This is a genomic window from Spirulina sp. CCY15215 (assembly GCF_016888125.1).
Lineage (GTDB): Bacteria > Cyanobacteriota > Cyanobacteriia > Cyanobacteriales > Spirulinaceae > CCY15215.
On record NZ_JACSWA010000586.1, the window covers coordinates 1 to 3346 of the forward strand.

The following is a 3346-nucleotide window of genomic DNA, read 5'->3' on the forward strand; positions in this document are numbered from 1 at the left end:
CGAGCAAGATGCTCGCACTACCTAAATTATCGGTTATTGTAGTTATGAAAACAGCGAGCAAGATGCTCGCACTACCTAAATTATCGGTTATTGTAGTGGGAGCGTCTCGCTCCCTAGTTCTAATTATTCCCTCGCTCCCTAGTTCTAATTATTCCCTCGCTCCCTAGTTCTAATTATTCCCTCGCTCCCTAGTTCTAATTATTCCCTCGCTCCCTAGAGTTTTAGTTATTCAGAGTTTTAGTTATTCGAGGAAATGTTGTCAATTTGCAACTTTGAGATGCACCCAAAATGCAAATTTTGTTTTCTTTTAATTCGAGACTTCCGCCATTTCAATCGTGCGATTTTCAATATCTTTCACCAAAAAATTCAATGGCTTTTTACTGCGAATTTTAAACCGTAAACGACGAGATTGAATGCGTAAAAGAATTGCATCCAAACACTCGCGATCGAAACAAACGTGACGCTGACGATTTTTATCGCCGAAACTTGCTCCAGAAATGACGTGCAACTGTGTATTTTTCTTTAATTGATACCATAATCCCTCACTTCCTGCGGATCCTGTCGCGGTTCCCATTGCTGTCGGAGTCGCCGACATATAAAGTGGGTCAATACTTGCTGCTCCCATTGTTTGCTCGTAGTTATAGTAGTAATGTAGAGGAACATCCGCGACGGATAAAGCCAGCAATCCTTCGTAAAATTCTTTCGCAACTCGCAAATCCGAAACCATGACGGTATAAACTTTAGGGGCGCTGGTGAGAAACATCCACATTGCCCCTGCATACCCCACCAACAGCATAACCATAATGCCTTGGGTGGAGAACAAACTGTCCAATCCTAGAAAAAATGCGCCTAATACGGGGAACTGTAAAACCATAGTTGTTATCAACGGCGATCGCTTTTCTTAATCTTAGCTATTTTTTTACCTCCTAATTCTACGCAATTTTGGAGGCAAAGGGAACGGGGGGCTGGCAGGAATGATGAATGATGAATGATGCAAAAGAGGAGGATCGATTCCTTGCAAAGCGCTAAAGTACAATAACCAGTCTTAAAATATTGTAATATTTGCAGTTATCTGCATAAAAATACAAAATCATTCTAGAGATAATATTAAAGAGATATTTTCTCACTCTGTTGTTCGATTTGGAGGGAATGACCATGTTTTTAGCAGTATTCCGGTTTTTTGGGTTTTTCGGTGACAATCGCCCTTTAGATAATAATCGCTTTGTTCAGAAGGTACAATTAACCCAGCATTTTGATGAAGCCATTGTTACTGAAGCGATCGCACCCCATCACAACGGGCAAATTCACTATCTTGCGTCTTGGTGGCTGGCACGGTGTGAACTGGATATCATTATCCCAGAAGGGGAAATTGTCCTCATTGTCGGCAGATCGAATAGTACCACCTTTTTAGTACAACCCCTGCACAGTGTTAATCCGTCTTAAATCCTATGCGCGATTTAGTGAAGATTCAGGGTGCGATCGCGCTTATTATGAGTTATGAGTTATGAGTTATGAGTTATGAGTTACCCATTACCAAGTACAATTATCCCTAGTGAATGCTGCGATCGCAATCCTTTATGACTTCTAATGCTTTTCTCACTATCGACGAGCAATCTATTTCTCTCGATCAAACCCTCGGCTATCTTCAAGCAGCCGGGAAACTTCAGAGTTTTATTGTTGAGATTCTCCGACAGTACATTCTCGAAAAAACCCTCAAAGAAGAAGAACTTCCCGATAGTACAGCCATTGTCGAACAAGCGGTAATTAATTTTCGCCTGCAAAATCAACTCAGTGAACCGAAAACCTTTAACGAATGGCTGATCAGGAATAATCTTACTTATGAAAGGTTTCACGGACAAGTTGCAGGGGGCGTACAATTGGCACAACTGAAAGTAAAAATTGCCGAACCCAAATTACAAGAACATTTTATCGATCGCAAACTCGCCCTCGATCGCATTGTCCTCTCTCGTATTATCGTAGATAATCGGGAACTGGCGGAAGAACTTCACTTGCAAATTCTCGAAGGTACCCCTTTTGAAAGATTGGCGAAAAAACACTCTTTAGGGGAAGATCGTATTGTGAACGGGATGCTAGGACCTGTCAGCCGCGCCACTTTACCCGATCGCCTTCGCGCTGCGATCGACGATGGAAACCCAGGAGATATCGTCGGACCCCTACAATTAGAAGAACGCTGGTTAATCTTCCGTATCGAACAATTTCTTCCTGCTTCCCTCGAGGATAACCAAATCAAAGAAACCCTGCAAAATGAGATTTTCGAGCAATGGTTAGACGAAAAAGTTCGGGGGTTGAAGGTCAAGATCGAAGCCGAATAGCAGGGGAACAACCGTCGTTTTGTTGGCTCGATCGCTCACAAAAAACCTGTATTGTAAAGTTTAACTAAATATCAACACCTATGAAAGACGGAAAAATAATCAAGGATAAATTTTACGGATGAATTTTACGAAATTTCCCTGCGTCTGAGATTGCTGGCGCGACACCAATCGATGTCTTGGCCAACTTGAAATGTAATATAATCTACACCGTAGGCTTGCCAATAGTTAATCACTTCTCCCATTAAGTTTTCTGTATCGTCGAGGCGCTGAACGGAAGTCCCGAGAGGAAATTTTTGGACGATCGCGCTATCTTTCCAGCGTTTGAGGGTTTTGATGCGATCGCGATCGCTATCTGAGAGTAATGCCCAGGCTTCTTCTTTCCAATGAGCATAATTGCGGGTAAGTGCTTCAATTTCTCGCCAAGAAACAGATTCTCGCAAATAAGAAGCAAGCTCTTGGGGATTATTAATGGTAAAATCAGGAACGGGTAAGGCACTCATAGCTGGAAAAGAAATTAGAAGGATAAACGCTAGAAGTAGTGTGGTATCGGGAATAAAGAACGAGTACACCCTAAATATAGCGTTTTTATCGCCTTTGGTCTAGGGTATTGGGGAAAGAGAAAAAGGAAAAATAATCTGGCGATTTCAAGATATAATGGGCAGTTGTCCATTCAGCATACTTGTAACTTAAAACAATGGCAGTCCCCAAGAAGAAAACTTCTAAAAGTAAGCGTGACAAACGCAAAGCCACTTGGAAACACAAAGCCGCGATCGCCGCGCAAAGAGCCTTATCTCAAGGGAAATCCATCCTGACGGGACAACCAAGCAGTTTTGTTTATCCCACGGATGAGGATGACGAGGATGATGAGGAATAACGGGGGATAAGTTTTAGAGATAATGAACTGAAATAACCTGTCAATTGAACGCTCCCCAACCAAATCAAAGATTATGGTTGGGGATTCTTTCAGCTACGAGAGACCTCGTAGCGTTCCCAGAACAACTGGCGTTCTCAGT

The 3346-nt window shown here is 42.4% G+C and carries 5 protein-coding genes; 3 read left to right on the forward strand and 2 right to left on the reverse strand.

Features of this window, described 5'->3' with window-relative positions; translation table 11 throughout:
- Positions 1-307 precede the first annotated feature (307 nt).
- Positions 308-874, reverse strand: a complete 567-nt coding sequence (locus JUI58_RS21850) for a glyoxalase-like domain protein (protein WP_204105958.1) — start codon at positions 872-874, stop codon at positions 308-310.
- 281 nt (positions 875-1155) lie between these two features.
- On the opposite strand from JUI58_RS21850, the gene JUI58_RS21855 reads away from it, so the two are divergent.
- Together JUI58_RS21855 and JUI58_RS21860 are read left to right on the forward strand one after the other, a co-directional pair.
- Positions 1156-1443 carry an NfeD family protein gene (locus JUI58_RS21855; protein ID WP_204105959.1) on the forward strand — a complete coding sequence of 96 codons (288 nt, stop codon included), beginning with the start codon at positions 1156-1158 and terminating at the stop codon, positions 1441-1443.
- Positions 1444-1577: 134 nt separating this feature from the next.
- Positions 1578-2333: a peptidylprolyl isomerase gene (locus JUI58_RS21860; protein WP_204105960.1), complete on the forward strand. Its 756-nt coding sequence runs from the start codon at positions 1578-1580 to the stop codon at positions 2331-2333.
- A gap of 125 nt (positions 2334-2458) precedes the next feature.
- Here JUI58_RS21860 and JUI58_RS21865 read toward each other — a convergent pair whose 3' ends face one another.
- A complete protein-coding gene (locus tag JUI58_RS21865; RefSeq protein WP_204105961.1) occupies positions 2459-2833 on the reverse strand; it encodes a hypothetical protein in 375 nt (124 codons plus the stop codon).
- A 194-nt stretch (positions 2834-3027) separates the two neighbouring features.
- On the opposite strand from JUI58_RS21865, the gene rpmF reads away from it, so the two are divergent.
- Entirely contained in the window at positions 3028-3207 is a 180-nt protein-coding gene (gene rpmF, locus JUI58_RS21870) for a 50S ribosomal protein L32 (protein ID WP_204105962.1), read from the forward strand.
- Positions 3208-3346: the final 139 nt, after the last annotated feature.

What these genes read in the sequence shown, in the direction of transcription:
- JUI58_RS21850 (WP_204105958.1), bottom strand. Translation starts at nt 874, where the DNA reads ATGGTTTTACAGTTCCCCGTATTAGGCGCATTTTTTCTAGGATTGGAC.
- JUI58_RS21855 (WP_204105959.1), top strand. Translation starts at nt 1,156, where the DNA reads ATGTTTTTAGCAGTATTCCGGTTTTTTGGGTTTTTCGGTGACAATCGC.
- JUI58_RS21860 (WP_204105960.1), top strand. Translation starts at nt 1,578, where the DNA reads ATGACTTCTAATGCTTTTCTCACTATCGACGAGCAATCTATTTCTCTC.
- JUI58_RS21865 (WP_204105961.1), bottom strand. Translation starts at nt 2,833, where the DNA reads ATGAGTGCCTTACCCGTTCCTGATTTTACCATTAATAATCCCCAAGAG.
- rpmF (WP_204105962.1), top strand. Translation starts at nt 3,028, where the DNA reads ATGGCAGTCCCCAAGAAGAAAACTTCTAAAAGTAAGCGTGACAAACGC.